General features: G+C 54.4%; 22 protein-coding genes. All 22 read left to right on the top strand.

Annotated elements, in window-relative coordinates:
* The first annotated feature begins 42 nt into the window (after nucleotides 1-42).
* Entirely contained in the window at nucleotides 43-537 is a 495-nt protein-coding gene (locus tag AUP42_RS06080; RefSeq protein WP_404969445.1) for a helix-turn-helix domain-containing protein, read from the top strand.
* Between the two features lie 19 nt (nucleotides 538-556).
* A complete protein-coding gene (locus tag AUP42_RS06075) occupies nucleotides 557-769 on the top strand; it encodes a hypothetical protein (protein WP_062949908.1) in 213 nt (70 codons plus the stop codon).
* Nucleotides 770-850: 81 nt separating this feature from the next.
* Nucleotides 851-2,023: a methionine adenosyltransferase gene (gene metK, locus AUP42_RS06070; protein WP_062949906.1), complete on the top strand. Its 1,173-nt coding sequence runs from the start codon at nucleotides 851-853 to the stop codon at nucleotides 2,021-2,023.
* A gap of 131 nt (nucleotides 2,024-2,154) precedes the next feature.
* Nucleotides 2,155-2,871, top strand: coding sequence for a tRNA (guanosine(46)-N7)-methyltransferase TrmB (gene trmB / locus AUP42_RS06065; protein WP_062949904.1), 717 nt, complete (start codon nucleotides 2,155-2,157; stop codon nucleotides 2,869-2,871).
* Between the two features lie 248 nt (nucleotides 2,872-3,119).
* On the top strand, nucleotides 3,120-3,608 hold the full coding sequence (locus tag AUP42_RS06060; protein ID WP_082824678.1) for an RNA polymerase sigma factor: 489 nt from the start codon (nucleotides 3,120-3,122) through the stop codon (nucleotides 3,606-3,608).
* Between the two features lie 104 nt (nucleotides 3,609-3,712).
* Nucleotides 3,713-4,639: a FecR family protein gene (locus tag AUP42_RS06055; RefSeq protein ID WP_062950515.1), complete on the top strand. Its 927-nt coding sequence runs from the start codon at nucleotides 3,713-3,715 to the stop codon at nucleotides 4,637-4,639.
* Nucleotides 4,640-4,944: 305 nt separating this feature from the next.
* A complete protein-coding gene (locus AUP42_RS06050; protein WP_231858173.1) occupies nucleotides 4,945-7,569 on the top strand; it encodes a TonB-dependent receptor in 2,625 nt (874 codons plus the stop codon).
* 179 nt (nucleotides 7,570-7,748) lie between these two features.
* Nucleotides 7,749-8,489: a calcium-binding protein gene (locus AUP42_RS21970; protein ID WP_062949900.1), complete on the top strand. Its 741-nt coding sequence runs from the start codon at nucleotides 7,749-7,751 to the stop codon at nucleotides 8,487-8,489.
* Nucleotides 8,490-8,605: 116 nt separating this feature from the next.
* Nucleotides 8,606-10,354, top strand: a complete 1,749-nt coding sequence (locus tag AUP42_RS06040) for a type I secretion system permease/ATPase (protein ID WP_082824677.1) — start codon at nucleotides 8,606-8,608, stop codon at nucleotides 10,352-10,354.
* A complete protein-coding gene (locus tag AUP42_RS06035; RefSeq protein ID WP_062949898.1) occupies nucleotides 10,351-11,691 on the top strand; it encodes an HlyD family type I secretion periplasmic adaptor subunit in 1,341 nt (446 codons plus the stop codon). Before AUP42_RS06040 ends, AUP42_RS06035 begins: the two co-directional genes overlap by 4 nt.
* A 100-nt stretch (nucleotides 11,692-11,791) precedes the next feature.
* Nucleotides 11,792-12,394, top strand: a complete 603-nt coding sequence (locus AUP42_RS06030) for a biliverdin-producing heme oxygenase (protein ID WP_062949896.1) — start codon at nucleotides 11,792-11,794, stop codon at nucleotides 12,392-12,394.
* Nucleotides 12,395-12,550: 156 nt separating this feature from the next.
* On the top strand, nucleotides 12,551-13,090 hold the full coding sequence (gene rimP / locus AUP42_RS06025) for a ribosome maturation factor RimP (RefSeq protein ID WP_082824696.1): 540 nt from the start codon (nucleotides 12,551-12,553) through the stop codon (nucleotides 13,088-13,090).
* A 9-nt stretch (nucleotides 13,091-13,099) separates the two neighbouring features.
* Entirely contained in the window at nucleotides 13,100-14,659 is a 1,560-nt protein-coding gene (gene nusA, locus AUP42_RS06020; RefSeq protein WP_062949894.1) for a transcription termination factor NusA, read from the top strand.
* A gap of 19 nt (nucleotides 14,660-14,678) precedes the next feature.
* Entirely contained in the window at nucleotides 14,679-15,269 is a 591-nt protein-coding gene (locus AUP42_RS06015) for an RNA-binding protein (protein WP_062949892.1), read from the top strand.
* Between the two features lie 80 nt (nucleotides 15,270-15,349).
* Nucleotides 15,350-18,010: a translation initiation factor IF-2 gene (infB, locus tag AUP42_RS06010; RefSeq protein WP_062949891.1), complete on the top strand. Its 2,661-nt coding sequence runs from the start codon at nucleotides 15,350-15,352 to the stop codon at nucleotides 18,008-18,010.
* A 17-nt stretch (nucleotides 18,011-18,027) separates the two neighbouring features.
* Nucleotides 18,028-18,447, top strand: coding sequence for a 30S ribosome-binding factor RbfA (gene rbfA, locus AUP42_RS06005; RefSeq protein ID WP_062949889.1), 420 nt, complete (start codon nucleotides 18,028-18,030; stop codon nucleotides 18,445-18,447).
* Nucleotides 18,447-19,373: a tRNA pseudouridine(55) synthase TruB gene (gene truB / locus AUP42_RS06000; RefSeq protein WP_062949887.1), complete on the top strand. Its 927-nt coding sequence runs from the start codon at nucleotides 18,447-18,449 to the stop codon at nucleotides 19,371-19,373. Before rbfA ends, truB begins: the two co-directional genes overlap by 1 nt.
* A 17-nt stretch (nucleotides 19,374-19,390) precedes the next feature.
* Nucleotides 19,391-19,660 (top strand): 30S ribosomal protein S15, encoded by a 270-nt coding sequence (gene rpsO, locus AUP42_RS05995; protein WP_007088414.1) that lies wholly within the window; start codon nucleotides 19,391-19,393, stop codon nucleotides 19,658-19,660.
* A 222-nt stretch (nucleotides 19,661-19,882) separates the two neighbouring features.
* A complete protein-coding gene (gene pnp / locus AUP42_RS05990; RefSeq protein ID WP_062949885.1) occupies nucleotides 19,883-22,009 on the top strand; it encodes a polyribonucleotide nucleotidyltransferase in 2,127 nt (708 codons plus the stop codon).
* Nucleotides 22,010-22,115: 106 nt separating this feature from the next.
* Nucleotides 22,116-23,510, top strand: coding sequence for an NAD(P)H-dependent flavin oxidoreductase (locus AUP42_RS05985; RefSeq protein WP_062949883.1), 1,395 nt, complete (start codon nucleotides 22,116-22,118; stop codon nucleotides 23,508-23,510).
* 215 nt (nucleotides 23,511-23,725) lie between these two features.
* Nucleotides 23,726-24,163, top strand: a complete 438-nt coding sequence (irrA, locus tag AUP42_RS05980; protein ID WP_062949881.1) for an iron response transcriptional regulator IrrA — start codon at nucleotides 23,726-23,728, stop codon at nucleotides 24,161-24,163.
* Nucleotides 24,164-24,411: 248 nt separating this feature from the next.
* Nucleotides 24,412-24,849: a rubrerythrin family protein gene (locus AUP42_RS05975; protein ID WP_062949879.1), complete on the top strand. Its 438-nt coding sequence runs from the start codon at nucleotides 24,412-24,414 to the stop codon at nucleotides 24,847-24,849.
* Nucleotides 24,850-24,900 lie beyond the last annotated feature (51 nt).

The following is a 24,900-nucleotide window of genomic DNA, read 5'->3' as shown; positions in this document are numbered from 1 at the left end:
AATAAGAGCGGGTAGGTCGGAGTGAGAGAAGGACAACACAAAATGTCGCCTAAGGATGAAAACACGATGGTCAAAAACACCCGTGGCAGAGGTCGGGGCCGGACCGCAAGTGGCAAGCCGAACCCGGTTGATATTCATGTTGGTGCGCGCGTTCGACTGCGCAGAACGCTGCTTGGCATGAGCCAGGAGAAGCTTGGTGAGGCTATCGGCCTGACATTCCAGCAGGTTCAGAAATATGAACGCGGTGCAAACCGCGTTGGTGCGTCGCGCCTTTACGATCTGTCACGCGTTCTCGAAGTGCCGGTTTCATTCTTCTTTGATGACATGCCAGACGAGATTTCGTCGAAATCCGTGCACGAGCGTCGCGAAATGTCGGAAAGCCCGGATCCGTTTGATAACGATCCGATGAACCGTCGCGAAACGCTTGAGCTGGTGCGGGCATATTATCGGATTACTGATCCGACGCAGCGGAAACGCGTTTTCGAGCTGGTCAAATCAATGGGCATTCTTGTTGCTGACAACGAAAACGTAAAATAGAAAACCCGGAACTATCAATTTGAAAAGCGCATTTGTGGCTTCCGGCCCGATGCGCTTTTTTGCCTTTGTTAAGACCATTTTGATCCTCGAAATGCAATTGGCGCGTTACGCTTATGCACCGATCTTTCTTGACCTGAAAATGTCATTGAGGCAAAACCGCAGTTCGGGCGATATGCCCAATCGAATACGTGGACGGATTTGGACCGCTTGCCACCACGCAAAAAAAGGCTAAGTGGGCGCAATTGGTACAGGTCTGTATCGATGCCCTCCGGTCCAGTTTATGGAACTCCTTTTTTCACCGGAGAAGGTTTATATGTCTCTTTCCGAATATCTTTTTACCAGCGAATCCGTTTCCGAAGGTCACCCGGATAAGGTTTGCGACCGCATTTCCGATTCCATCGTTGATGCGTTTCTGGCCGCCGATGAAGATTCGCGCGTTGCCGTAGAGACTCTGGCAACTACCAATCGTGTCGTTCTGGCTGGCGAAGTTCGCGGCCCTGAAAGCGTTTCCAAGGAAGTCATGATCGAAAAGGCACGCGAAGCTATCCGTGCCATCGGTTATGAGCAGGAAGGTTTCCATTGGAAAACGGCTGAAATCGAGTGCCACGTCCACGAACAGTCTGCCGATATTGCCCAAGGTGTTGATTCCGCTGGTGAGAAAGACCTTGGCGCCGGCGACCAAGGCATTATGTTCGGTTACGCCTGTGACGAAACGGACGAACTGATGCCGGCACCGATCCAGTTCTCGCATCGTATCCTGCGCAAAATGGCCGAAGATCGTCATTCCGGTAAATCTGCCCAGTTCGGTCCGGACGCCAAAAGTCAGGTTACCCTGCGTTATGTCGATGGCAAGCCGGTTGGTGCGACCTCGGTTGTGGTTTCGACCCAGCATGCTGATGGCCTGAGCCAGGCTGATGTTCGTTCGCTGGTCATGCCCTATATCGAGACGATCCTGCCGGAAGGTTGGATGCCGTCGGAAGACGAGATTTATATTAACCCGACGGGCCGTTTTGTTATTGGTGGTCCCGATGGGGATGCTGGCCTGACTGGTCGCAAAATCATCGTTGATACCTATGGTGGCGCGGCACCTCATGGGGGCGGTGCGTTTTCGGGTAAGGACCCGACCAAGGTTGACCGTTCAGCAGCCTATGCCGCACGTTACCTTGCGAAAAACGTGGTTGCTGCCGGCCTTGCCGAACGCTGCACCATTCAGGTTGCCTATGCGATCGGTGTTTCTAAGCCGCTGGCACTTTATGTCAACAACCATGGCACCGGCAATGTGGACGAAATTAAACTGGGTAGTGTTTTGCGCCAGTTGATGGATCTCAGCCCGCGGGGCATTCGCGAACATCTTTCGCTTTGCCGTCCGATCTATACCCCGACCTCTGCCTATGGCCACTTTGGTCGTCAGGCAGAAGAAGACGGTCGTTTCTCTTGGGAGCGCACCGATCTGGTTGGTGAACTGAAATCGGCATTCGGTGCCTGATTGGCAGAAAAGACAAAGCACGATTTGCCAAAATCGTGTGACGTGATATGAGGCGGGCGGCCCCGATACAAATCCGGGGTCGCCCGTTTGATTTTTAGCCATTTTTCAAACCCGTCCTGACAGATAAGACAATGCGCAACAGCAATCGCCCGTTACCGACCCCGGACCGCCCGAATTTTTATGGCCGTCGCGGCAGCCGCCCACTCAAAGATTCTCGCCGGGCACTGGTTGACGAGTTGCTTCCGAAAATCGGGATTACCTATCCAGATCAGGCCGGTGTCGATCCGAACGACTATTTCGGGGAAAAGCATGATCAGCTTTGGCTCGAGATTGGCTTTGGCGGTGGCGAACATTTGGCTGGTCAGGCCCAGGCCAACCCGCAGATCGGGATTATCGGGGCTGAGCCGTTTATGGACGGGGTTGGCAGCCTCCTGCGTCATATCGACGAGCGTGGTCTAAGCAATGTCCGGATCATTGCGGACGATTCCCGCCCCCTGCTTTACAAGCTGGTTGACGCCTGCTTTGACCGTGCATTCTTGCTGTTTCCGGATCCATGGCCGAAGAAACGCCATGCGGAACGCCGGTTTATTGGTCCCAAGAATCTTGCATTGCTGGCGCGTCTCCTGAAAGACGGCGCGGAGTTCCGGGTTGCCAGTGACGACATGCAATATATTTCCTGGACCCTGCAGCATATGCACAATCATCGGGATTTCGAGTGGCTTGCCGAGAGTCCGGAAGACTGGCGCAACCCGCCTGCCGACTGGGTTAAAACCCGGTATGAACAAAAAGCGCTACGCCAGGGTAAAAAATGCAATTATTTGCGGTTCCGGCGTAAAAACCGCTCTTGACCGTCTGATGCAGAAGTTCTGGCTAGCCCGTGCAAAAGTTTCTCCTTTTGCACGGGTTTCTTTTGGGTGAACAACATCACCACATAATTTCAATAAGTTGAAATTTTAATTGAGAATGATTGTCATGTGCGATATTTATGTTGTTCCGCTGATATGACGCCGCCGCAAGCTGTTTGTGCCAAATACCTGCATCAAGCTCTACGCGGATAATTCCAAAGGTCCGAGCCGTGACGCACTGGGATGTCAACATGCTATTCCGTACCTATCGGTCCCGACTGCTGCATTTTGTGCAGCGGCGGAAACTTTCGTGGCATATGGCCGACGATATCGTGCAGGACACGTTCCTTCGGGTTGTAGCCACGCCATCGTTGCCTGATCCGCAATTTGCCCAGTCCTATCTGTTCAGGACAGCGCAGAATCTGGTGATTGATCATTTCCGGCGGGAACGGATACTGACCTTCGTTCAGGAACCTGACAAAGCATTTGAATTCGTTGCCGATGACGCCCCTTCTCCTGAACAGATCGCATGGTCACGACAGGAATTACGACAGTTGCAGGCATCGCTGAATGCTTTGCCAAAAAACCTTCGGACCGTTTTCATTCTCGCCCGACTTGAAGGTAAGACCTATGGTGAAATTGGCGAGCAACTTGGGATTCCGACGCAAACCGCCTTTAGCCGAATGGTCCGCGCTCTGACACTTGTCAAAGAGGCAATGGATAAATCGGAAAAAAATTGAATGTCGGATCAGAAATATGCGCATCAGGTTCGTCCCAATAGTCGGGGTGTTTGTGTGATGCGCGCAAAGACCATCTGATCAATGAAGCATGGAATCCGGCATTCATGGCTATGACAGGTGAAAATCACGCCGCAAATCTGCCCGATACTGTATCGGAACAGGCGATCTATTGGTTTGCCCTGTTGCTTGATGGCAGTGAAACCGAAGAAGACCGTCGGGCGTTTGCTCGCTGGCTCGATGCCGATCCGGCGCATCTTGAGGCTTTTGGCGATATCGAAAGGCTTTGGAGCGGCAGCACCAGCCTTAATCTATCAACTGACAACAAGGTCGGCCGACGCGCCTTTATGACGGGAACGGCCGCAGCGGTGGTTATCGGTGCGGGTTGGGTATTCGCTCCGCATCATCCTTTTGCCGTTATACGGACTGCGACCGGTGAACGGCATCGTTTTTCCCTTCCCGGTGATGTGGAGGCCGAACTGGCAAGCGACACCGTGATGTCCTATGTCGCGCGTGATGGGGTAAACGGTGTCGAACTTCATCGCGGCGAAGCCTGGTTCAATCATCTGGCAACTGGCAGCGACTTTTTTGTTGCGGCTGCCAGTGGCACAAGCTGGTCGCGGGGGGGAAGGCTCGACGTGGCTGCTTATGACGGGGATGTCACAGTAATCGCTGAACAAAATCCGTTGATTGTTCGTTTGGGTAGCGCGCAAACGCAATTGGCCGCGGGAAATGCCGTGCGGTATGGCGACTTGCAAATCGGGAGACCTTACGAGGTTGATATTTCGACAGAGTTGGCCTGGCGGAACGGCCAGCTTGTCTTTATGGGGCAGCCTCTTGGGGAAGTCGTTCGTGTTCTGCAGCGCTGGCAGAACGGCAAGATCATGATCATCGGCGAAGAACTCAAATCCCGCCCGGTAACCCTTGTAGTCGACCTTGAACGGTCAAAGGATGTTCTGCCGGTTCTGGCCAGTGTCCTTTCGATCAGTGTGCATCGGTTTACAGATTACCTGACCGTCATTCGTGCCGTCTGACCCTCTCAAAATTCAAGATCACCAATCAATGTCATTCTTCGGTTCGGTCAGAATAACTTGATAATAAAAATTATTATCAAAAAAATGCATTGAATGTCAGATATCTGAATCTGAGCTTCGTCTAACTGAGTAACGAAAAAACGAATGCGACGCAATCTCATGAATATGCATTCGTGACTCAGGAGACAAAAAGAATGCTCTCGGACGGGGTGGGTCGCATTGTCGGCACCAACAAAATAGCTCTCAAATCTAGGACATCTTTGGGGGATGTTCGCGTAATTGCATTCTCAGCACTTGGCAGTAGCATGATTGCTTTGATGCCGCTAGCCGTGGGTGCTCAACCCCTAATGCCACAGCAGGTCAGCAAAACTGAAATTGCGCAAGCCGCAACGGGGGCTGCGACCCTGTCAAATGATGTGTATTCATTTGACATCGCTGCACAGCCTCTTGCCACGGCGCTGGTCTATTTCTCCCGTGCGTCAGGCGTGGATGTGGCGGTTGACGGAACGCTGCCTGACGGGGTGCAAAGTGTCGCCGTACAGGGCGACATGACTGCCGGTGCGGCTCTTGATCGTATGTTGTCGCAAAGTGGCCTGATCTGGAATGCTATCAACTCGACAGCCATTTCTGTAATTGATCCCAGTCAGATAGATGCTGAGAACGCTTCGATCACTACGGCACCAGTCACTGTAACGGCAGCCAAAAGGGCACAAGGTCCCAATGGAGTGCCAGACGAAGTGTATGAAACGCCGGGGTCTGTAGCGGTGATTACGCAGGAAAGCATGCGCAAGTCTCCCGTTCGCGAAGCGCGCGAGATTTTCAACAATGTTGCCGGTGTGGATATCTCGAACGACGCCCGTGATCCTGGTCTGACCGTGAATGTTCGCGGTCAGCAGGAAATGGGCCGTGTCAACGTCAACATCGATGGTGCACGTCAAAACTATAACCAGTTAACACATGGTACGACGTCACGTGTCTATATCGATCCGGCGTTGCTGGCTGAAGTCGATATTGAAAAATCCAATCTGACCCAAAATGGTGGTGCGGGTGCCTCGGCAGGGATTGTCACCATGCGCACGCTTAACACCCAGGATATCCTTGATGAGGGTGAAGAATGGGGAGGCAAGGTCAATATCAGCCATGGAACCAACAGCTATGATTTTGCTGGGGATGCATCCGCAGGTGCACGCATTTCGCCGAAGTTTGACATGTCGGCAACCATTAGCCGCAAAGTGATCGGCAATTACCGTGCCGGAGCACATAATCCGGGTCTGTTTACCACCGGGAACGGAAATTACTATTCGACAGAAAACTCGCGTCCTGAATACACATTTCTGCGTCAGACGTCAGGGTTGGTAAAAGCAAATATATATCTGACCGAAGATCAGGAGATTAACCTCGGTTATGTTGGCTCCCTAAGTGACTATGCGAAGACAAACGATGTCACTAACCTCTATACCGATTTCAATGAAACTGAGACCCATACGCTGACGGCAAAGCATAACTGGAATCCGGAATCCGATCTGATCAACCTTAATTCGGGTGTTTACTGGACCAGAACCGAAAATCATCAGTTTCGTCCTGCACGGGTAAATAGTTCGGGCACCGTTACGACGGACTCGTTTGATAACCGCTATACGTTGGATACGACGGGAGCGGATATTGCGAACCGCAGTGACTTCGCTTTCGACAAAATTGGCGACGGATTAAGTCGTTTCAGCATCGATTACGGCACGGAATTCTTTCACGACAAGGCCAAGACAACTGCTGAAATGGGCGGGCTTGGTGGTGCCGGTGCTGCCTATCAGGTTGAAGGTTCCACGCCAAGCGGCAAGCGTAATGTCTATGGTGGGTATCTCAATACCACCTATGGTTGGAGTGATATGTTCCAGATTACCGGAGGTCTTCGATATGATCGTTATGACTTGAACGGTGATGCTTTCTGGTGCGAAACGACAGCGGCCTCAGGCAACCTTTGCTCGGATGGCGGAACGCCGCTTGATATCGATCTTGCCGAAAGCAAGGTCTCGCCAAGTTTTGGCGCAAGTATTTCACCTATCGAAGGTGTTCAGTTTTTTGCCAATTATCGCGAAAACATGCGGGCACCCACAATTCAGGAAGCGATGTTAAGTGGTGACCATATCGGGAACGTGGGCATTCCTTTCTATTCGAATGCAAACTTGAAGGCTGAAGAATCCGAAACCAAGGAGATCGGCGTCAACTTCAAATTTGATAATGTTCTTCAGAAAGGTGATGGTTTCCGTGCCAAGGTCGCATATTTCAGATCGAAAATTGATAATTACGCGACAATTGCCTATGTGCCCCAGCCAACAACGAGCACCATAATTCCTGGCTTGCTGATTAATTCAAATCAGGCCGCTGCAATGGTTAACCTTGAAGATCCCGTCTATGTCAACGGGACCGAGATGGAGCTCTCTTATGATGCGGGTGGATATTATCTCGGCGGAACACTAACGCTCGCGGATACGGATCTGCAAGGTGACTATGACCCGTTCGTTCTTGATACCGATTATGACCAATACGCGAATTCCGGGCTAAGTCCCCTTGGCGTCGGAGATCCGATTTATGGCGATGCTGGCGACCTATACGGAATTTACGCCACCCCGAGACGCAAATACACGCTGGATGGCGGATTCCGGCTTTTGGATCGTGATCTTGTGATGGGGATGCGGGCAACCTTCGTTTACCCACAGGACAATTTTGGCAGTTCGAATCTTTCAAGTGTCGTTGGGGAGTATTTCAAATATCGCGTCTTCGATTTCTACAGTTCCTACGAAGTTAACGACAATGTCACGTTGCGTTTTGCAGTGAATAACATGTTTGACGAAGGCTATGTGCAAGGGGCTGGCGGGACCTACGCACCTGCTCCTGGTCGGACTGCTGTTGTCACTTTGAGCGGCAACTTCTAAGCCGTCCAGATACCGGAACTCCCAACAGCCGATCAGGTGTTTTGCTTGATCGGCTATTCGGTGTTTTCCAATTAAGTAATTGATTTTAAAATATTTTTCAATTGACTCTGTGGGATAATAAGAGTCATTCTCATGTTGTTGTTCAATGGTTGGGCAACAAACTGACAGGAGAAATCAAAATGACGATTACGATTGATCTGAGCGCAAATTCGTCCGGTAACGGTGTTGATCTGCATGGGGTATTTGACGATTTTAATGCGAACTTCTCGCTTGGTTCGGGGAATCACGGCTCATTTTTCAATGGTGCTCTGCCGGGTGGATTTGGTGGAACGCAATATTATGCCGCAGATATGGATAGCGGCAGCTCGTATACCGGTGGTGTTCTTGCAACGGCGGGGGCAAGCAATTTTGCTTATGACCTGAGCACGCACACAATTACGGGTGATCTTGACGGTTTCTCGTTCGGTAGCACGCTTAGCTATGATAGCGGCGCAGGCCAATACGAATTCACGGATTCGTCGGTTGATATTTCTGGCCTGGGCATTTCGGGTAGCGACACCAACTCTGTTTTGACTGGTATCTATACCGGCAGCACAACGACGCTCGAATCCGTATTCGATTCCCAAGGTGTTGCAATCAACGGCAGCACCGGCAATGACACCATTGGTGGTTGGGCTGGCGACGATGTCCTGACCGGTAATGGCGGTGCGGATACTTTCGAATTCGACACTTCGGGCAATTTCGGTGACGACACCGTTACCGATTTTACCGATGGCACCGATCTTCTTGATATCGATTTCAACTCGGTAACGGTTGCTTCGGCCAACGGCGGTGCAGATACCCTGATCACCCATGCCAATGGCACCATCACCCTGACCGGTGTCGATTTCAACGATATCGACGCGACCGACTTCGTTTAACGAAGACGGCTCGCTCCGCAAGCAGCGGAACGAGCACAAGGTCTTTCAATGCAGGGCACCGCGTAACAGCGGTGCCCACCTCATCCTATCTTTTTCTTCTCCGGAATGGAAACAGCGTGTTTGAACAGGTCCATTCGCATCATTTGCGCAAATCGCCCGTATCCTCGCCGCTGGCGGCCGCCATTCGATCCTTGCGTGGCGCGTTCCTGTCGGTCGCAGCACTTAGCGGTGTGTCAAATATCCTGATGCTGACCGGGCCGCTTTTCATGCTGCAGGTTTATGACCGGGTTCTGGCGAGCCGTAGTGTGCCGACGCTGGTTGCGCTCGTGGTTTTGATGCTGGCGCTGTATCTGTTTCTGGGCACTGTCGATGCGCTTCGGGCGCGTATGCTGGTGCGGATCGGCTGGCGGGTGGATGAGCAGGTCGGACCGCTGGCGCTGGCAACCACTCTTGATCAGGTGCTGCGAAATGATAACGCAGCCGTAAGACCGCTTAACGATCTTGATCAGATTCGCCAGTTTCTGGGCGGCGCCGGGCCCATCGCGATTTGTGATATGCCATGGATGCCGCTGTTTCTGGGCATCGTTTTTGTTTTTCATCCTTGGCTTGGTTTTTTGGCCCTCGTTGGCGGTATCCTCCTTGTGATCCTGACGCTGATCAGCGAGCTTGCCACCCGGAAGCAGGTTGAACGCATGAACCGTCAGGCCGTTTCACGGGCCAGTCTGGTCGAAGCTGGTCGCCGCAACGCCGAAGCCATTCGCGCCATGGGAATGCAGGGAACGTTCAATGCCTGTTGGGCGCGGTTGAATGACCGTTATCTGCGCGACAATACCGGTGTCGGCGACGTCAACTCGACCTTCTCGGCCTATATCAAGGTCATTCGCCTTGCGATGCAGTCCGGTGTTCTGGCACTTGGTGCCTATTTGGCGATCCTGCAGGAAGTAACACCGGGTGTGATGGTTGCCGCATCAATCCTGACAGCTCGGGCATTGTCTCCGGTCGAACAGGCGATTGGCAACTGGCGCGGATTTGTTGGTGCACGTCAATCGCGCCATCGTCTTGAACGCTGTTTTGCCGATACACAAAAAACGTCTGAACGCCTCGAACTGCCTGCCCCGCAAAAAAGCCTGCAGGTTTCCAATCTGATCGTTCGGGCCCCTGCAACGCGGGCGGAGGGCAAGCCGATGGCACCTGGCCGGGTGTTGTTGCGCATCAGTGACGTGACCTTGAAAGCAGGTGACGGGCTTGGCATTATCGGACCCAGCGGATCGGGGAAATCGACATTCGGTCGCGCGCTGGTCGGGATCGGAACGATCCAGAACGGTACCATTCGTCTGGACGGGGCGGAGCTTGATCACTGGGAACCGGACCGGCTGGGTACGCATATCGGCTATCTGCCGCAGGATGTTGATCTGTTTGATGATACCGTCGCGCGCAATATCGCAAGGCTGCGCCATGACGCGGACCCGGCGGCGATCGTTAAGGCCGCGCAATCGGCCGGGGTGCATGACATGATCCTGTCCCTGCCCAAGGGATACGACACGCTGGTCGGAAGTGGCGGTGTGGTTTTATCGGGCGGGCAAAGGCAACGGATCGGATTGGCACGTGCCCTGTTCGGTGATCCGTTCCTGATTGTGCTTGATGAACCCAATTCCAGCCTCGACAGCGCCGGGGAACAGGCCCTGATTGAATCTGTCCGCTTGGCCCGGCAACGCGGGGCGATTGTCATCATGATCGCCCATCGCCCCGGCGCCCTTGCAACGGTCAATCTGGCGATGGTCATTCAGGACGGGCGACAGGTTGCGTTTGGTGCGCGTGACGACATTCTGCGCAAAACCATGCGCCAGGTTGGAGAAAGCGCATGACCAGAAAATCGTTACACACATCGTCGAAAACCGCCTTGGACCTCAGTCCTGCGCTGCAAAGTTTACGCCGCCATACCCTGTTTGGTGTGACGGCCGTTTTGGCGCTGTTCATCGGTTTGGGAAGCTGGATGGCGATGGCAAGTCTCTCCGGGGCGGTGGTTGCGTCCGGCAAGCTGGTTGTCGAAAGCAATGTAAAGGATGTGCAGCATCCTGACGGCGGCATTGTCGGCGAAATCCACGTACGTGACGGTGATCGGGTACAAGCTGGTGATCTTCTGATTCGGCTGGATGATACGATGGCGCGTGCAAGCCTCGGTATTGTAGACAGTCAGATTGATGCCTTGCGGGCGCGCAAGATGCGGTTGATTGCCGAACGGAACGATGCTGAAACCATTACCGTGCCCGATCCGTTCATGTCTCGGATGAAGGAGACGACAGTTACCGAACTGGTCGCGGCCGAAACAAAGCTTTTCGAAGCACGGCGCAGAAGCCTTGAAGGCGAAAAAGCGCAGCTTCAGCAGAAACTGTTGCAGCTTTCGGAGACGATTGTCGGGCTTGAGGCGCAGAAAACTGCCAACGAAGAAGAAAGCCGTCATATTCGCGACGAGCTTGCAGGTCTTGAAATGCTTTATAAAAAGCAACTCGTGCCGATTACCCGTGTGGCGGCATTACGCCGTGAACGTGCCAGTCTGGGCGGCAAGCACGGAGAGCTGACGGCACAGATTGCCGCGACTGGTATGCAAATCTCGGAAACCGAAATGTCGATCCTGCAGCTTGACCGGGACCGTCAAACTGACGTTCTGACTGAACTGGGCGACATTGATCAGCAATTGGCAGAATTGATGCAAAAACAGGTTGCCTTGCGCGACCAGCTGCGTCGTATCGATATTCGCGCGCCTTATGGGGGAACGATTTATCAGATGGCGGTACATACTGTTGGCGGTGTGGTTGCAGCCGGGGATCGGATCATGGGTATTGTCCCCGATCAGGATGAACTGGTAATCGAAGCTCGGACCAGCCCAAACGACATTGATCAGGTTCATTCGGGACAAAAGGCGATGCTGCGTTTTACCGCCTTTAACCAGCGTACCACGCCGGAGCTTTCCGGAACGGTTTCTTTTGTGGCAGCGGATTTGTCACGCGATGAACTGACCGGGGAGACCTACTACAATGTTCGGGTAAAAATTGCAGCTGGTGAGATGAAGAAACTTGATGGTCAAGGTTTGATGCCCGGTATGCCGGTGGAAACCTTCATTGCGACGGGGGAGCGCACCGCACTCAGTTATCTTGCCAAACCGCTAACCGATCAGTTTGCCCGTGCATTCCGTGAAGAATAATTTGCCATCTGTTTCGGATATCGAACACCCCGGATCGTTTCTGGTTTAACGGGCTGCTGAGTTATGCGGCATTTGCGGACAGGGACGAAAGGTGATCGGTATGACTTTGGATGTAACGGCAGACGGCGCAGTGAAAACCCTGCTTCAGACCCTTAAACAGGCAACAACCGGCGACCATCAGCATATCGACGATATGGTGATGGAAATGGCGCCGTTCGAAAGCCGCGATAACTATGCCCGGTTTGTCGGTATGCAGTATGTGTTTCACCGCGCTGTAAAACCGCTTTATGATGCGAGTGACCTGAACGAACTGATACCCGGGCTTTCGGCACGCAGTCGGTTCAATGATGTCTGTGCAGATCTTGCAGATCTGCAATGCAGTTTACCGGAAAATGGTATGCCATCCTCTGTCCCGAAAACCGGAATGGCCCGTCTGGGATGGTTATATGTTTGTGAAGGTTCGTCGCTTGGGGCTGCCTTCTTGCTCAAAGCAGCCGGAAATATCGGGCTGGATACCGGGTTTGGTGCCCGTCATCTGGCTGGACATGAAGATGGTCGCGGCAAGCATTGGCGCGAATTTGTTGATCAGGTCAATGGCTTGGCGCTTACTGCGGAACAGGAACAGGAAGTGATTGATGGTGCGATTGCTGCCTTTGACTTTTTCCGGACACTTTTGATCGAAGATCGCAAGCTGGCTGCATAGGCGCAAATCCCTTGGTTGAAAGGCTTGCGGGGTCAGGATCGTGACTTGATTTCTGGCAAAACCGGCTGTATAAAGCCGCCAAGCTTTTTGTAAATTCTGACAAAGAGTGGGCCCTCCGCCCGCTCTTTTGTGCTTTTTGGGGTATGGCATCGCTATATGGCTGAGCTGATCGGACAACAGTTGAAAGACCCGCTGATGATGCGGATCACGGAGATTATCGAACCGTCGATCAACGCGCTGGGTTTCGAACTGGTACGTGTCTCCATGATGGGCAAGGACAGCAATGTCCTGCAGATCATGGCGGATCGTGCGGATGGCAACGGCAGCATCAATGTCGAGGATTGCGCCGAAATCAGCCGTACCGTTTCTGCCCTGATGGATGTTGAGGACCCGATTTCGGGGGCTTATCACCTTGAAGTCAGTTCGCCGGGTATTGACCGCCCGCTGACCCGTGCCAAGGACTTTGATGTCTGGCGCGGGTTCGAGGCAAAGGTCGAACTGGTGATAGCCCAGAATGGCCGTCGCCGTTTCAGCGGAAAGCTGGATGGAATCGAAGATGATGCGGTCGCCTTGATTGTCGATGGCGAACGTGAATTGTTGCCGTTGGCCGATATCGCCAAATCGAAATTGGTGCTGACGGATGAATTGATCGCGCATGTCACCGGCAAGGGCCGGTCTGACGATAACGCAGAATAGAGGTTGGATATGGAAGCAACTTCGGGAATGCCGCGGCCGGAACTTTTGCAGGTCGCAGATGCCGTTGCCCGTGAAAAGGGCATTGATCGTGATGAAGTTCTTGGTGCAATGGAACAGGCCATCCAGAAGGCCGGTCGTTCCAGATATGGCCATGAGCATGACATCCGTGCCCATATCGACCGTAAAACCGGTGAAATCAAACTGGCCCGTTTCATCGAGGTCACGGACGATATTGAAAACGACTTCACCCAGATGTCGCTGGAACAGGCGCGTATTCGCGACGAAAATATCCAGCTTGGTGAGTTTCTGATTGATCCGCTGCCGCCGATCGATTTCGGACGTATTGCTGCGCAGACCGCAAAACAGGTCATCGTGCAGAAAGTCCGTGACGCGGAACGTGAACGTCAGTTCGAAGAATATAAAGACCGTGCCGGTGAAGTGATCAACGGCGTCGTCAAGCGCGTCGAATTCGGTAACGTTCTGGTCGATATGGGTCGGGCGGAAGCCATTCTGCGCCGTGAAGAACTGATCCCGCGTGAAACCGTCCGTCAGGGAGATCGCGTTCGTGCGCTGATCCTTGATGTGCGTCGTGAACAGCGTGGTCCGCAAATCTTCCTGTCGCGTACCCATCCGACTTTCATGGCAAAACTGTTTGCCCAGGAAGTGCCGGAAATCTACGACGGCATTATTGAAATCAAATCGGTTGCCCGTGACCCGGGTTCGCGCGCCAAGATCTCGGTTCAGTCGTCCGATAATTCCATTGATCCCGTCGGGGCATGTGTCGGTATGCGTGGTTCGCGCGTTCAGGCCGTTGTCGGCGAGCTTCAGGGTGAGAAAATCGACATCATCCAGTGGTCGGAAGACCCGGCAACCTTTGTTGTGAACGCATTGGCTCCGGCCGAGGTCACCAAGGTTGTTCTTGATGAAGAAACCAACCGTATCGAAGTTGTCGTTCCCGATGATCAGCTGAGCCTTGCCATTGGCCGTCGTGGCCAGAATGTGCGTCTGGCATCGCAGCTGACCGGATGGGATATCGATATCCTGACCGAGGAAGACGAAAGCGAACGTCGCCAGGAAGAAGCCCGCAAACGGGCGGAAATGTTCATCAAGGCACTTGATGTTGATGAAGTCATTGCCCATCTTCTGGTCGCCGAAGGCTTTACCTCGATCGAGGAAGTTGGTTACGTGCCGCTGGCCGAACTGGCAGAGATCGAAGGTTTTGAAGAAGAAATCGCCGAAGAGCTGCGCACCCGCGCACGCACCTTCCTTGCCGAAGAAGCCGAACGTCTTCAGAAACGCCGCGAAGAGCTCAAGGTTGCCGATGACCTCGTCGAGTTTGGCGGACTGTCGCTGGCCGTTGTTGTTCGCCTTGGCGAGAATGACGTCAAAACCCTTGAAGACTTCGCCGATCTCGCAAGTGACGAGCTGATCGAATATGTCGGTGATGCAGACAACATGACCATGGACCAGGCCAATGACCTGATCATGGATGCACGTCGTCAGCTTGGCTGGTTCGAAGGGCTTGAAGAAGAAGTTTCCGAGGATGCCGAAGAAGGCGAAGAAGCCTGAGGGCTGATCGGAGGACGCCATGTCGCACCGTAAAGGCGGCAAGGTAGCCGAGGTTCCGGAACGCCGGTGTATCGTCACCGGCGAAGTCCGGCCCAAGGAGGACCTTCTCAGGGTTGTGATCGGACCGGATGACACGGTCGTTCCCGATCTTGAGGAACGGTTGCCCGGACGGGGATTATGGTTGTGCCCGTCGCGGGATGTGATAAATACCGCCTGTGCAAAAAATGCCTTTGCCAAGGCGGCGCGGCAAAAAGTCGTGATTGACCCTGCGCTGGCAGACCGGATCGAGAAGCTTTTGCTTCAGAAAAGCCTTGATCTGCTGTCGCTTGCGCGCAGAGCCGGTCAGGCGGTTGCTGGCTACGAAAAAGTCCGGGCCCAGATTGACGAGGGCGCGGCAATGATATTGGCAGCCCGAGATGGTGCTGCGGACGGAAAATCCAAGATCGAGGCGAAGGCCCGGGATCTGCCGATTTATACCGTTCTGGATGCTGCCGAGATTGGCGCGGCCTTTGGTCGCGAGAAAGCAGTACATGTGGCTGTTGCGCCGGGTGGACTGGCAAAGCAGTTAAGTCGTTCGCTTGGGCGGCTAGAAGGATTTCGCGCGGTCTGAAGGCAGGCTTGCGCAGAACGGACAGGACAGGACAGGCAAAGGATGCCGGTCCCGCAGGAAATGAGGAAGTTGGACGGATTATGAGTGATCGCGATCAGGAGAAGAAACCGCTGAGCCTCAACAGATCGAAACTTGAACTGAGCAAGACGGTCGAGGCTGGGCAGGTACGTCAGAGCTTCTCGCATGGACGGTCCAAATCTGTGACTGTCGAAGTGCGCAAGAAGCGGACTTTCGAAAAGAACGAATCCGGCCGCTTCCGTGAAGTGAAAAAGGATGCGGTTGCTGAACAGCAGCAGCAACCTGCCGCACCGGCACCGGCTGCCAAACCTGAGCCGGTTGCCAAACCTGAGCCGGTTGAAGACCATAGCAATCTGACCGATAGCGAGCGCGCAGCCCGTATGGCCGCCCTGAAAGCAGCCGAAGAGCGCCGTAAGCAGGAAGAAGCCGACGCAGCTGTACGTGCCGCCGAGGAAAGCAAACGCAAGGCAGAAGAAGCCGAACGTCGCAAACAGGAAGAAGCCGAGGCAGCAAAAGCTGCTGCGGCAGAAGCTCCTGTGCTTGAAAAGGAAGCCCCGGTTTCTGTTGAAGAAGTCGAAAAGGCCCTTGAAGCATCGACCGCTAAAGGCAAATCCAAGCCGAAACCCGCTGCTGTTGCGAAAAAACAGGAAGAGATCATTCCTGGTGAACCGGCAGAGCCGCTGGTTCCGGAAGAACGTCGTCGTGCTGACCCGTCCACCGTCAAGCCGAAAAGCCGCAAGGAACTGGACGAGGAAGAAGCCCGTAGTGCAGCCGCACGCAAACGCGCCGAAGAGGAAGCTCTTGGCCGTGCCGCGCGCACGAAAGGCGACGAAGGCCGTCGTCGTGGCAAGCTTTCGATCAACAATGCAATGACCGGTGACGAAGGTGGCCGTCGTCGTTCGATGGCCTCGATCAAGCGTCAGCAGGCAAAAGCCAAGGCCCGTATGCAGGGGCAGCAGAAGCCGAAAGAGAAAATCGTACGTGATGTTATTGTTCCGGACGCGATCACCGTTCAGGAACTTGCCAACCGTATGGCCGAACGTGCTGCCGACGTGATCAAGTGCCTGATGGGCCTTGGCGTTATGGCAACCATCAACCAGAGCCTTGATCCCGATACCGCACAACTGGTTGTCGAGGAATTCGGTCACAAGATGAAACGCGTTTCGGATGCCGACGTTGAAGAAGCGCTGGTCACTGCAGACGACAACGAAGATCAGCTGATCGGTCGTCCGCCGGTTGTGACCGTCATGGGTCACGTTGACCATGGTAAAACCTCGTTGCTGGATGCTCTGCGCAAAACTGACGTTGTCAGTGGTGAAGCCGGCGGCATCACCCAGCATATCGGTGCCTATCAGGTGACGATGGAAACCGGTTCGAAGATCACCTTCATCGATACACCGGGCCACGCTGCATTCACCGAGATGCGTTCGCGCGGTGCCAAGGTTACCGATATCGTCGTTCTGGTTGTTGCTGCTGACGACTCGGTCATGCCGCAGACGATCGAAGCCATCAGCCATGCAAAAGCGGCTGGCGTGCCGATGATCATTGCGATCAACAAGATCGACAAGCAGGGCGCAAACCCGACCAAGGTTAAAACCGAACTGCTTCAGCACGAAGTCGTCGTCGAGGAAATGGGTGGTGAAGTTCAGTGTATTGAAGTTTCGGCAAAGCAGGGTCTTGGCCTGACCGAACTTGAAGAAGCCATTCTGCTGCAGGCCGAGGTTCTTGACCTTAAAGCCAACCCGGCACGTGTTGCTGACGGTGTTGTCGTTGAAGCCCGTATGGAAAAAGGCCGCGGCCCGGTTGCCACGGTTCTGGTTCAGCGCGGTACGCTTAAAAACGGCGATATCTTTGTCACGGGTGCCGAATGGGGTCGCGTTCGTGCGCTGGTCAACGATCATGGCGTTCGTATCGAAGAAGCCATTCCGGGCATGCCGGTCGAAGTAACCGGTCTGAACGGCGTGCCGTCGGCTGGTGATGACTTTGTCGTTGTCGAAAACGAAGCCAAAGCCCGCGAGATTTCCGATTATCGTCAGCGTCGCATCCGCGAAACGCAGGCTGCCGCGATGAAGAAATCGGCACTTGAGAACATGTTCTCGAGCTCGGGCGAGGTCAAAGAACTGCCGATCCTTATCAAAGGTGACGTGCAGGGTTCTGTCGAAGCGCTTATTGGTACCCTGCAGAAGCTGGGTAACGAGGAAGTCAGTGTCCGTGTCCTGCATAGTGGTGTTGGCGGGATCAACGAATCCGATGTCACGCTGGCGCGTGCGTCGAATGCGCTGATCATCGGCTTTAACGTTCGTGCCAACCAACAGGCTCGCGAACAGTCCCGTCGCGACAATGTCGACATTCGCTATTACTCGATCATCTATGATGTTGCAGACGACATCAAAAAGATGCTGTCGGGCATGCTGTCGCCGGAAGTCCGCGAGAAGTTCCTGGGTTACGCGGAAATCCGCGACATCTTCACCATCTCGGGCAACAAGATTGCCGGTTGTATGGTTACCGAAGGTACCGTCAAGCGTGGTGCGGGTGTTCGCCTGCTTCGCGACAACGTCGTGATCCATTCGGGCGAGCTGTCCACACTGCGTCGCTTCAAGGATGAAGTAAAAGAAGTCCGCGAGGGCTATGAATGTGGCATGTCATTCGCCAAATATAATGACCTGCAGGTCGGCGATATGATCGAGTGCTTCGAGCAGGAGGAAATCGCCGTCGAACTTTAAGACGGTGGATTGACGATATGGCGAAGCAACCGGCCAAAGCACCAAGTCAGCGACAGTTGCGCGTGGCGGAGGAAATCCGCCAGGCCCTGTCGCAGGCACTTGAACGCGGAGATATTTACGACCCGGACCTGACCAGGCGCCCGGTAACCATTACCGGCGTCAGTCTGAGCCCGGATATGCGCAATGCCATGGTATCCTTTACGCCGCTTGGCGGGGGCGAGGCGGAAACCTCGCTCAAGGCGCTGACGCGTCAGAAGGGCCATTTGCGTACCCATGTGGCGCGTACGGTTCACATGAAATACGTACCGGCATTGCGTTTTGTTGAAGACAAAAGTTTCGATGTCGCCGACCATATCGGTGCCCTCCTGCGTGACCCGCATGTTGCTCAGGATCTTGCGGCGGACGGGTCGGACGACCATGAGAATGAGGACGACTGATGGCGCGTCGGCGTCGCGGTAGAAGCATCAATGGCTGGCTGGCGGTCGACAAGCCCCTGGAAATCACGTCTTCGACGGTGGTCAATCAGGTACGTCGGCTGCTTGATGCGGCAAAGGCCGGTCACGGCGGGACACTCGATCCATTGGCGAGTGGTGTCCTGCCTATTGCATTTGGCGAGGCGACAAAAACGGTTGCCTATGTCATGGATGGAAGCAAAAGTTATCGTGTGACGCTGAAGTTCGGCGAAGCACGCAGCACCGACGATGCCGAGGGCGAAGTTACTGCCACCTCGGATCATCGTCCGGATGCAGACGAGATAAAGGCCGTGCTGGGTGAGTTTATTGGCGAAATTCAGCAGGTGCCGCCAAAGTTTTCGGCGATCAAGGTCAATGGCAAGCGTGCCTATGATCTTGCGCGTCGCGATGAAGACGTGGTGCTTAAACCGCGTCCGATTCTGATCAAGGATCTTCGACTGGTCGATATGCCGGATCGCGATCATGCCGTTCTCGAAGTTGTTTCGGGCAAGGGGGCATATATGCGGTCTTTGGCGCGCGATATCGCGCTGCGCCTTGGTTCTGTCGGTCATATATCCGCCCTTCGCCGGACATCGGCGGGGCCGTTTCCTGAAACGAGTTCCATTCCGCTTGCGGAATTGCTCGAAATGGATCCGGATGCGGTGTTGGAGAAATTGCTTCCGGTCGAGACCGCGCTGGACGACATCCCGGCGCTGGCCCTGACCGAAGTCGAGGCGCAGCGGCTATCGAGTGGACAACCTGTCGGGTTGTTGCCGGTGGCAAAACGCAGTGCCCTCGAAAACCCCGTCGTGCAGGACGATATCGTCTGCGCCATGCTCCATGACCGCGCGGTTGCGTTGGCGGAGATCAGTGGCGGCGAAATCCGGCCTGTACGTGTTTTTAATCTCTAAAGGCGAAAGGATGCCTGATGTCGATTACTGCTGAACGCAAAGCTGAGCTGATCAAAGAATATGCTCAGAAAGACGGTGACACCGGTTCCCCCGAAGTCCAGGTTGCAATCCTGACCGAGCGGATCAAGAACCTGACCGAACACATGAAAGAACATAACCACGACTTCCACAGCCGTCGTGGTCTTCTCATGATGGTTGGCCAGCGCCGTCGTCTGCTGAAGTACCTGCAGCGCAAAGACCAGTCGCGTTACGAGACCGTTATCGAACGCCTCGGTATTCGCCGCTGATATCGAACTGCGGCGGAGGTGGTTGATCCCCTCCGCCGTCGTTTTTTTAATGTCCCGAGCGGATCGGGAAACACGGGGAAGCAGGGTCGGATGGGCCGACCTCTTTGCTTGGTCCGGACCCATTAATTATGCAGCTTTTATGAAAGCCTCATAATTAATGTGTTCGGAACTCGTGTAAGACTATCCGGGTCCGCTGAAGGTTTGTAAGAGGAAGAGAAAATAATGTTTAATGTCGTCCGCAAGGAAATGCAGTGGGGCAATGCCAAGCTGGTTCTCGAAACCGGCAAGGTCGCGCGCCAGGCCGATGGTGCCGTCATGGTCACCTATGGCGAGACCGTTGTCCTTTGTACCGCTGTTGGCGCGAAATCACCGCGCCCGGATATCGACTTTTTCCCGCTGACCGTGAACTACCAGGAAAAGGCATTCGCTGCCGGTAAGATCCCGGGTGGTTTCTTCAAGCGTGAAGGCCGTCCTTCGGAAAAGGAAACCCTGGTTTCGCGTCTGATCGACCGTCCGATCCGTCCGCTGTTCCACCCGCTGTATCGCAACGAAACCCAGATCGTTTGTACCGTTCTGTCGCATGACATGGAAAACGATCCGGACGTGGTTGCCATGATCGGCGCATCTGCTGCGCTGACGATTTCAGGTCTGCCGTTCCTCGGCCCGATCGGTGCCGCACGCGTCGGTTACAAAGACGGCGAATATATTCTGAACCCGGCGACCGAGTCGGTTAAGGAAAGCGACCTTGACCTGGTTGTTGCCGGTACCCGTGACGGTGTGATGATGGTTGAATCCGAAGCCAGCGAGCTTTCGGAAGAAATCATGCTTGGTGCTGTTAAATTCGGTCACGAGCAGTTCCAGCCGGTTCTCGATCTGATCATTTCGCTGGCCGAAGATGCCGCGAAAGAGCCGCGCGATATCGCAGAACTGCCGGAAGGCTATGATGCACTGGTCGAAAAAGTTGCTGCCCTTGGCACCGATGGCCTGACCAAGGCATACAGCCATGTCGTCAAGCAGGAGCGTTCGGCTGCTGTTTCCGACGCCAAAGCTGCCATTGCCGAGAAACTGGCTGAAGAAGAAGTCGCCGATGCCCTGAAAGGCAAGGTTTCGTCGATCATCAAGGATCTGGAAAAAGACATCGTTCGCGGTGCGATCCTGAAGACCGGCAAACGTATCGATGGCCGTACCGGTGCTGACGTTCGCCCGATCCTTGGCGAAGTTTCGGTTCTGCCGCGCGCGCATGGTTCTGCGATCTTTACCCGTGGTGAAACCCAGGCACTTGCCGTTGCCACCCTTGGCACCGGTCAGGACGAGCAGATCGTCGATGCGCTGGACGGTGAATACCGCGAAAACTTCATGCTGCACTACAACTTCCCGCCCTACTCGGTCGGTGAAGCTGGCCGCATGGGTTCCCCGGGCCGTCGTGAAATCGGTCACGGTAAACTGGCATGGCGCGCCCTGCACCCGCTGATGCCGGGCAAGGACGCGTTCCCTTACACCATCCGTATCGTTTCCGAAGTCACCGAATCGAACGGTTCGTCCTCGATGGCGACTGTTTGCGCAACCTCGCTTGCAATGATGGATGCCGGTGTTCCGCTGGCACGTCCGGTTGCCGGTATTGCCATGGGTCTGATCAAGGAAGGCGATGATTTCGCCGTTCTGTCCGACATCATGGGTGATGAAGATCACCTTGGCGATATGGACTTCAAGGTTGCCGGTACCGAAAACGGTATCACCTCACTTCAGATGGATATCAAGATCACCTCGGTGACTCCGGATATCATGCAGATCGCACTTGGCCAGGCCCGCGACGGCCGTCTGCACATCCTTGGCGAAATGTCCAAAGCACTTCCGGAAGCACGTGGTGAAGTTTCGGGTAATGCACCGACCATCACCCAGTTCTCGATCCCGCGTGACAAGATCCGTGACGTTATCGGTTCGGGCGGCAAGGTCATTCGTGAAATCTGCGAAGAAACCGGTGCCAAGGTTGATATCGAAGACGATGGTTCGATCACTGTTGCACATACCGACGGTGCAAAAGGCAAACAGGCTGTCGATTGGATCAAATCGATCGTTGCGGAACCTGAATTGAACCATATCTATGATGGTAAGGTTGTTAAGGCTGTCGACTTTGGCGCATTCGTCAATTTCTTTGGCGCGCGCGACGGTCTGGTCCACATCTCCGAACTGGCGCAGGAACGCGTCAAGCAGGTTTCGGATATCGTCAAGGAAGGCGATGCGGTCAAGGTCAAGGTCATTGGCTTTGATGATCGCGGCAAGATCAAATTGTCGATGAAACGCGTTGACCAGGAAACCGGTGCCGATCTCGAAGCCGGCGACGCTGAATAATCCGATCTGATAGACCGGACGGCGATAACAACAACACGCCGTCCGGTTTTCCAAATGCGATGCCGGGGCATCGCTGGCGATGAAAAGCCGAATGGGAGAGACGAATTTGAAAGCCCTTAAACCGCTCGTCATGTCGGGAAAAGAGGTCTTGCCACTGATTGAAGGTGGTAAAGGTATCGCTGTTTCGACGGGTAAAAGTTCCGGCGCGTGGGCAGCTGCTGGTGGCATCGGGACGTTTTCCGCCGTCAATGCCGATTCTTATGACGAAAATGGCAATCTGGTTCCGGTCGAATATGCCGGAAAAACCCGTGGTGAGCGCCATCAGGAACTGATCGCCTATGGCATCCGCGGCGGTATCGCCCAGGCACAGATCGCACATGAAATGCGCGGCGGCGAAGGTCGCCTGCATATGAACGTTCTTTGGGAAATGGGCGGTGCGGAAGAAATTCTGCGCGGCGTGCTTGAGGGGACCAAGGGTCTTGTCCATGGGGTGACCTGTGGCGCGGGCATGCCTTACAAGGTATCGCAGATCGCAGCCCAGTATGGCGTGCATTATTACCCGATCGTATCTTCTGCGCGTGCGTTCCGTGCCTTGTGGCTGCGGTCGTACAAAAACACCCCGGAATGGCTTGGTGGTGTGGTCTATGAAGATCCGTGGCGCGCTGGCGGTCACAACGGTCTTTCGAATTCCGAAGACCCGCTGGTGCCCGAAGATCCGTTCCCGCGTGTTGCAGCCCTTCGCGAATACATGAATTCGGTCGGTCTGAACGACGTTCCGATCATTATGGCTGGTGGCGTCTGGTTCCTTCGTGACTATGAAGACTGGCTCGACAATCCGGAAGTCGCCCCGGTGGCCTTCCAGTTCGGGACCCGTCCGCTTCTGACCAAGGAAAGCGAGATTTCCGAAGAATGGAAAAACCGTTTGCTGACGCTGCAGGACGGCGACGTCTCGCTGCATAAATTCAGCCCGACCGGTTTTTACAGTTCGGCTGTTCGCAACGACTTCCTTGAAGATCTGCATCAGCGTTCCGATCGTCAGGTCCGTTATTCGCGTACCGCAGAAGCCGACCTGCATGTCGGTATTCCGCTGGGCCGTCGCGGTCGTCCGATCTATGTCCGCGAAGATGATGCCGACAAGGTTCGGGCATGGCTTGATGCCGGTTATACCGAAGGCATGCCGACACCTGACGAAACCATGGTGTTTGTCACGCCTGACAGCGCGCTTACGATCAAGAAAGACCAGATCGACTGCATGGGTTGCCTGTCGCAGTGCCAGTTTTCGAACTGGGAACAGCATAGCGGCACCACCGGCAAACGTGCCGATCCGCGTTCGTTCTGCATTCAGAAAACGCTTCAGAACATTGCGCATGGCGCGATGGTTGAAAACGAACTGATGTTTGCCGGTCACAATGCCTATAAATTTGGTGAAGACCCGTTCTACACCAATGGCTTTGTCCCGACCGTCAAAGAGCTGGTCGACCGGATCGCCACAGGCGATTAAGCCAAATGCCGGTCCTGCATGGATCGAAATCAGAAAAAGGGGCCGGTTTTCGGCCCCTTTTTTAATGACTTGCCGATGAAACGGCATCGAAAATTGGGATGATTGGAGTTGATCAAAATCAAAGAAAGGCGCGTCTTGGTTCCCTAATATACGCTTGGATTTGATCGGGAACCGGGAATTGACCGGTCCTGAAAAGCGTATGAAGGGACAATTTCATGACGACGAACCCGCGTCCTTACACCCATGCCCTGAACCGTCTGAAAGAGGCCGGCTTGCGTCCGACCCGCCAGCGTCTGGCATTGGCCCGCCTGCTGTTTGATAACGGCCATCGGCACATCACCGCCGAACAGCTTCATTCCGAAGCCATGAGCCAGAATATCAAGGTATCGCTGGCGACCGTTTACAACACGCTTCATCAGTTTACCGAGGCGGCACTTCTGAACGAGATCGTGATCGATTCCGGTCGGTCCTATTTCGATACGAACACGGCCCCGCATTACCATTTCTATTGCGAAGAAGATGGCATGCTAAGCGATATACCGGCCGAAGCGGTTCAGCTTGCACGTGTTCCCAATATGCCGCGCGGTACTGAACTGGCATCGGTTGATCTGGTGTTTCGTTTGCGTCGCCAATCGGCACGCAGTGCCGCCTGATTGCTGTCTGATTGATGTATCGGGCAGTGATGTGTCCCAATTGTAGCGGCGCGGTGACAACGAAATGACGGGTCGATGAAAACCGCCTGAAATGGCGCGAAACGTCCCTTCAGTGCTTGACGGGCAGGGTTTTCAAGACAAATACAGAGGCGACGGTCCCGTCTGGAACTGTCGCTCTTTTTTTTGCCCATGTGTGTGACAGCAACACCGCAAATTTCAGACTTCAACGACAAATAAGGAAGCCCGTAATGGTGCTCAAGGGAACACGGACCGAGGAACTTCTTCGTGCGGCATTTGCCGCCGAGGCCCAGGTCAATCGCCGTTATCTCTATTTTGCGCAACAGGCCGATATCGAAGGCTATCCTGAAATAGCCGAGATGTTCCGTGCAACGGCCGAGGCCGAAACAGGCCACGCATTTGGTCATCTCGAATTTCTCGAACAGGTCGGGGATCCTGTGACCGGGCAGCCGATCGGTACCACCCGGCTTAATCTTGAAGCTGCATTTGCCGACGAACAGAACGATGCCAAATCGCGTTATCCCGAAATGGCCCGTATCGCCCGCCAAGAGGGTTTTAATGATATCGCCGACTGGTTCGAAAGCCTGTCACGGGTCGAAGATGCCCACGCTTCGCGGATGGAACGCGCACTGGCATCTTTTGGCACTGTTTCCGAACCGGTGGAATAAGGTTGAAGACAATTCGACGATGCTTTTACAGATATAGCACGGTTCTGCTGT

The sequence above is a fragment of the Thalassospira lucentensis genome (assembly GCF_001613805.1).
Taxonomy (GTDB): Bacteria; Pseudomonadota; Alphaproteobacteria; order Rhodospirillales; family Thalassospiraceae; genus Thalassospira; species Thalassospira lucentensis_A.
The sequence above is the reverse complement of the archived record's forward strand: the minus strand, read 5'-3'. Positions and strand labels throughout refer to the sequence as shown.

Bases quoted from the DNA above. Each gene is read 5' to 3' on its own strand.
- AUP42_RS06080 (WP_404969445.1), top strand. From the start codon at position 43: ATGTCGCCTAAGGATGAAAACACGATGGTCAAAAACACCCGTGGCAGA.
- metK (WP_062949906.1), top strand. From the start codon at position 851: ATGTCTCTTTCCGAATATCTTTTTACCAGCGAATCCGTTTCCGAAGGT.
- trmB (WP_062949904.1), top strand. From the start codon at position 2,155: ATGCGCAACAGCAATCGCCCGTTACCGACCCCGGACCGCCCGAATTTT.
- AUP42_RS06060 (WP_082824678.1), top strand. From the start codon at position 3,120: ATGCTATTCCGTACCTATCGGTCCCGACTGCTGCATTTTGTGCAGCGG.
- AUP42_RS06055 (WP_062950515.1), top strand. From the start codon at position 3,713: ATGGCTATGACAGGTGAAAATCACGCCGCAAATCTGCCCGATACTGTA.
- AUP42_RS06050 (WP_231858173.1), top strand. From the start codon at position 4,945: ATGATTGCTTTGATGCCGCTAGCCGTGGGTGCTCAACCCCTAATGCCA.
- AUP42_RS21970 (WP_062949900.1), top strand. From the start codon at position 7,749: ATGACGATTACGATTGATCTGAGCGCAAATTCGTCCGGTAACGGTGTT.
- AUP42_RS06035 (WP_062949898.1), top strand. From the start codon at position 10,351: ATGACCAGAAAATCGTTACACACATCGTCGAAAACCGCCTTGGACCTC.
- AUP42_RS06030 (WP_062949896.1), top strand. From the start codon at position 11,792: ATGACTTTGGATGTAACGGCAGACGGCGCAGTGAAAACCCTGCTTCAG.
- rimP (WP_082824696.1), top strand. From the start codon at position 12,551: ATGGCTGAGCTGATCGGACAACAGTTGAAAGACCCGCTGATGATGCGG.
- nusA (WP_062949894.1), top strand. From the start codon at position 13,100: ATGGAAGCAACTTCGGGAATGCCGCGGCCGGAACTTTTGCAGGTCGCA.
- AUP42_RS06015 (WP_062949892.1), top strand. From the start codon at position 14,679: ATGTCGCACCGTAAAGGCGGCAAGGTAGCCGAGGTTCCGGAACGCCGG.
- infB (WP_062949891.1), top strand. From the start codon at position 15,350: ATGAGTGATCGCGATCAGGAGAAGAAACCGCTGAGCCTCAACAGATCG.
- rbfA (WP_062949889.1), top strand. From the start codon at position 18,028: ATGGCGAAGCAACCGGCCAAAGCACCAAGTCAGCGACAGTTGCGCGTG.
- truB (WP_062949887.1), top strand. From the start codon at position 18,447: ATGGCGCGTCGGCGTCGCGGTAGAAGCATCAATGGCTGGCTGGCGGTC.
- rpsO (WP_007088414.1), top strand. From the start codon at position 19,391: ATGTCGATTACTGCTGAACGCAAAGCTGAGCTGATCAAAGAATATGCT.
- pnp (WP_062949885.1), top strand. From the start codon at position 19,883: ATGTTTAATGTCGTCCGCAAGGAAATGCAGTGGGGCAATGCCAAGCTG.
- irrA (WP_062949881.1), top strand. From the start codon at position 23,726: ATGACGACGAACCCGCGTCCTTACACCCATGCCCTGAACCGTCTGAAA.
- AUP42_RS05975 (WP_062949879.1), top strand. From the start codon at position 24,412: ATGGTGCTCAAGGGAACACGGACCGAGGAACTTCTTCGTGCGGCATTT.